The sequence below is a fragment of the Kitasatospora sp. NPDC059817 genome (assembly GCF_042731835.1).
Taxonomy (GTDB): domain Bacteria; phylum Actinomycetota; class Actinomycetes; order Streptomycetales; family Streptomycetaceae; genus Kitasatospora.
This window is the reverse complement of sequence record NZ_JBHWIR010000084.1, coordinates 1-4,590: the sequence shown is the minus strand read 5'-3', so window position 1 is coordinate 4,590 and position 4,590 is coordinate 1. Positions and strand designations below refer to the sequence as shown.

The 4,590-nt window shown below is 70.0% G+C and carries 4 protein-coding genes; 1 reads left to right on the top strand and 3 read right to left on the bottom strand.

Annotated elements, in window-relative coordinates; all coding sequences use genetic code 11:
* Nucleotides 1-60: 60 nt before the first annotated feature.
* Genes ACFV61_RS19300 through ACFV61_RS19290 form a run of 3 tightly spaced genes read right to left on the bottom strand, consistent with a single transcriptional unit; the run spans nt 61 to nt 3,076 of the window.
* Entirely contained in the window at nt 61-1,245 is a 1,185-nt protein-coding gene (locus ACFV61_RS19300; RefSeq protein WP_380492846.1) for an amidohydrolase family protein, read from the bottom strand.
* Between the two features lie 23 nt (nt 1,246-1,268).
* A complete protein-coding gene (locus ACFV61_RS19295) occupies nt 1,269-2,384 on the bottom strand; it encodes an MAB_1171c family putative transporter (protein ID WP_380492844.1) in 1,116 nt (371 codons plus the stop codon).
* Nucleotides 2,385-2,386: 2 nt separating this feature from the next.
* Entirely contained in the window at nt 2,387-3,076 is a 690-nt protein-coding gene (locus ACFV61_RS19290; RefSeq protein WP_380492842.1) for a hypothetical protein, read from the bottom strand.
* Between the two features lie 527 nt (nt 3,077-3,603).
* On the opposite strand from ACFV61_RS19290, the gene ACFV61_RS19285 reads away from it, so the two are divergent.
* Complete coding sequence (locus tag ACFV61_RS19285) at nt 3,604-4,035, top strand: pyridoxamine 5'-phosphate oxidase family protein (protein ID WP_380492840.1); 432 nt, start codon at nt 3,604-3,606, stop codon at nt 4,033-4,035.
* The last annotated feature ends 555 nt before the right edge of the window (nt 4,036-4,590 follow it).

Sequence of the window (4,590 nt, the reverse complement as noted above, 5' to 3'; positions counted from 1 at the left end):
TCGCGGGGGAGCCCGGCCCGGGCGGCGGCGCGCCGCCCCCGCGACAGTCAGTGCGCTGCCCTACTCGACAGCCCCCGGCTGGTAGCGCCGGCCGGAGGCGAACACGGCCTTGATGTTCTTCAACGCGGCGAGGTCGGCGAGCGGGTCGCCGTCGACCAGCAGGAGGTCCGCGCGGAATCCGGGGGCGACGCGCCCGGTCACCGACCCCAGCCCGAGAGCGGCAGCTGCCTCGCTCGTCGCCATGTCGATGATCGAGCTGTTCGCCAGGCCCAGGTGGGAGTAGAACGCCAAGGCGGGAACCAGGCCGTCGAAACCGGCACGCTGGACCCCGGCGTCGGTACCCGCCACCAGGCGCACCCCAGCGTCCGCCATCTGCCGTACGAGGTCGAACATCGCGGCGGCCCTGGCTTCCCCGAAGATCCGGGGGAGCATCTGCCAGTGAGGGCTCACCGCAGGGCAGACGGCGATGCCCCGGCCGATGATCTCCGCCAGCACGTCCTGCCGGAGGTCGAGGCCGTTGTCTGTCATCCACGTGCAGTGCTCGATCGTGTCCACGCCTGCCTCGACAGCCGAGGCGATGCCGTCGGTCCCGTGGGCGTGCGCCGCCACCGGCACACCCGCCTTGTGTGCCTCGTCCACCAGCGCGGCGAGTTCATCCGCCGTGAACTGGCTCTCGTGGCTCGCCGGGCCGCCCTTCGTCAGCCCGCCGCCGGTCACCATCGCCTTGATGACCCCGGCGCCGGCCGCGAGGTTGCGGCGGACCAGGTCGCGCACCTCGTCCTCGCCGGACACCTCGCCGCCGAGGAAGTGGCAGTGCCCGCCCGGCGTCGTCAGCGGAGTGCCCGCTGACACGATCCGCGGGCCCGGAACGTGGCCGCCGTTGATCGTCGCCGCAAGTCGCAGCGCGAGGCCGCTGCGGTCCCCGAGGTCACGGGCCGTTGTGATGCCGCTGTGGAGAAGCTGCTCTGCCCGCCGGCGCATGTCCTCGAAGAGGGCTTCGTCCGTCGAGTTCTCAAGCGTCGACACCGGGTCCGGGCTGCCGTCGAACGCGAGGTGGACGTGGGCGTCGATCAGCCCCGGCATGAGCGTGCCGTCGAAGGCGACTCGGGGAACATCGGCACCGGCCTGCTGCTCGATCTCCTCGCGCGGGCCCACCGCGGCGATCGAGTCGCCCTTGATGAGCAGCGCGCCGTCCTCCAGGTACTGCCCCGGGGCGACCAGCACTCGGCGGCTGGTGATCAGCATCTGATCTCCTTGATCGTTGAGGGTCACGCTGCGTCCCGCAGCGCGTCTGACACCGCAATCAGTTGTTTCACGTCCGAGCGCCGGTCGCTCCCCAGCGCCATGGCCAGGGGGACGGCCCGACGCGGAACCGGAGCACCCTCCCCGATCCGGGTCGAGGCCTTGTGCAGGCGCGCCGCCAGTTCCTTGGCGTCGACATCGAGCAGCCCGCCGCTCTCCCCCTCGTCGAGCAGGTACGGGCTGATATCCACCAGGCCGTCGCGGCACTCCACGATGCGGCGGTGGTAGCGCCGGTGCACTCCGCGTGCCCGCCACCGGTCCAGCACCGCAGGCGACGCCGGCCGCAGCACGTTCTCGGGGTACGCCTCGGTCAGCAGCTCCCACAGCGGGGCGAGCCGCCGGTGCTCGCGGCGGTGCCGGAGCCACAGCCGCAGGGAGGCGAATCGAGCCCGCGCTCCCGAATACGTGATCCCCGCTGCGAACAGCAGGATCGAGGCCACCAGGAGGAAGGCCACCGGCGCCATCACCGGCTCGGGGATCTCGACGCCGGCCGCGCGAACCGAGACGATGACGGCGCGGATCGCGCAGGCCACGGCCATCGCGCCCAGCCCCGCCGCCGCCATCCACAGGCCGGTGGAGTGCGGGCGCCGGGACATCCGGGCATAGCGGCGCGTCCACCGGGCCGCCATCGCCAGGGCGTACATCAGGTAGAGACCGGCACCGCCGTAGAAGAAGGCGATCTGCGGAATCGTCATGTCGGCCGTGCTGAACGAGCCGGCGAAGACCTCGTGGGGCACGGACAGGGCCGCCACCGTGATCGCGACGATGACGACGGCGACGACGACGGCTTCCTTCCGGGCCCGTACGCGGCTCGCTTCGCCGTCAGCGGCGGAGAAGAGGTAGAAGCACATCAGGAAGTAGACCGCCAGGAGCAGCAGCACATTCTGGATGAGCTTCGCCGTCCCGTGGCCGGCGACCATGTCGACGCCGGAACTCCCGCCGGGCATGGTCACCGGGTACGACAGCGCCGCGCAGGCCAGGCAGAGCGTCACCGATCGCAGCGGTGCATCGTGAGGAGAGCGCTTGAGCTGGTAGACCTTCCACAGCAGAGCGGCCAGCAGCACCAGGAGCAGAGGTTCCACGGCTACAGCCACCCCCGCCGGTCACCGAGAGCTGCTTCCACGCGGCGGACCTCGGGGTCGTCCGACAACGGGGTGGTTCCATCCAGCACGGAGGACCACTCCAGGATGATCGTGGCGACCAGCTCGACGGAGCACTCCTCGCCGTCGTCGTACGAGCACCGGCGCGCGACGCGCTTGATTGCCTCGGGGGTGAACACCGGCAACAAGCTGGCCCAGCCCTCGACGAAAACTGCCGTTGCGTCGGTCGTCCCGGCGGCGGAGTCGTCCCCGGACGCTTCCGCCGCAGCCTTCGCTGCGGCCTCCTCGTTCTCCGCGACGAGGATGTGCCCGATCTCGTGGAGCCGGATGTGGTCCTGGTGCAGGCGCGTCGTCTCCTGCTGGTAGAGGATCACGTCGTAGTCGTCGTACTCGACCCACATCCCAGACGGGCCAGGCTTCGGCAGCGGAGCCTCCCGCAGGTACAGAGGCCGTCCCCGCCGTCGGCTGAGCGCCTCGCAGAGCTTGTCCACGTCGAGCGGAGGCGTGACCCCGAGGTCTTGGAGCTCACGTCGGATCAGCCTGTGCAGATCCCGTTCCACCGTCCGGCTCACCGCTGGTCGCCAGCGGCCGAAGACCCGGCTGAGGCCCACCCTGCCCTGCTTGGGCACCTTGCCGGGGCCCGCCGTTCCCAGGCGGCCCTTCCCTGACAGCATGTGAGTAATACCTCCGACAAGCGAGTGATGGCTCCCCCGAGCCAGGTGACACCGCACCTCGTGAAGACGCTGTCCAGGTCCCCGTGAGGTCGGCGGCGGCGGCGCCGCCCACCCATACGTCCCTTTGGCTTCCGGCCAGGCGCATGGCCTGGCCCTCCAGAGCGCTTCGCCGCAGGTGGCGAGCCTCGATGGAGCCTTCGAGGACCTTCCATGGACATTACGTGACGCTCCGGCCACTCCCTGGGCGAAAGACCATGATCGACTTGAATGCCCCATGAGTGCCTCTGGGGTGTCAAAGTGCATCAAATCGCCCACTGATCATTTGATCAAGGCGCTGAGCTGCACGTTTGGTTGATGATGTGAGCGCGCCAAGAATCGCGATCAAGGAGCCATCCTGTTACCGATCCGTAACCTTCTGGTGAGGGCGCCCTTGCTGGTGGCCCCGTGCCGTAGAAGCGCAGATCAGGTGGCATGTGGCCATAGTCACTCTGGGGCAGTCCGCGCAAACCTCGCTATACGCTCAACTCATGTTGAATGCGATATCCCGCCAACCTGACAGCTACGTCGAGTTCTGGTCCGAGTACCATCTGTGCACCCTCACCACGCTCCGCCCGGACGGTCGACCCCACGTCGTGCCCGTCGGCGTGACCCTCGACGCCGCCGCAGGAGTGGCCCGCGTCATCACCCGAAAGTCCAGCAGGAAGGTGGCCAACGTCCTCGCCGCCGATGGACTGGCCCGGGTCGCGGTGTGTCAGGTCGACGGCGGCCGGTGGGCGACCCTCGAAGGCACCGCGGAGGTCTGCACGGATGCCGCAGCAGTCGAGGATGCCGTCACGCGATACGGGCAGCGGTACGGCCGAACGCCCGCTCCCGACCCGGAGCGGGTGGTCATCCTGATCTCGATCGAGCGGGCGATGGGCCACACGGCGCCGGCCGCACCACGGCCTGCCGCCGCTTGAGCGGCTGACCCTGCAACTCGAAGCGCGGGTCAGTCGCGTTCACCGTGTCGGCTGGGGGTGCGTCCGAGAGCTGCGGCGATGACCTGCACGGGGACGTTGGCGGAGAGGCGTCGGGGGCGCACTCGGGCCAGACGTCGGGGCTTGCGTGGCGGCGGCACTGCCGGACTGGCCGGCGCATTCCTCGTGCGCGTCCACGGTGGGCCGGCGGCGCCGGGGTCGGGCTGGAGAAGCGCTTCGAGGCGGGCCGCGGCCTCGGGGCGGGGGCGGGCAAGGCAAGGCCAGCCAGGGCAGGCCCCGGAGCGAAGTGGTGTGCGCTCGATGACGTGCCTGCAACGGGTGCAGGTGGTCATCAAGGGGTCCTTGCTGCGGTGCTCCACTGTCCCGGTCCGTTCGTGCTCGTGAGTCCTGGTCCTCTTCGACCGTACGGGCGCGTGACCTGCGATCGAGATCGGTCGCGAGGTGAGGTCGACCACGCGGGGTACGGCAGTCGCAGCGGCCTCCGTAGTGGTTCGAGCAGCCTTCGGGCGGGCGGTGTGGGCGACACCTCCCGGGGTG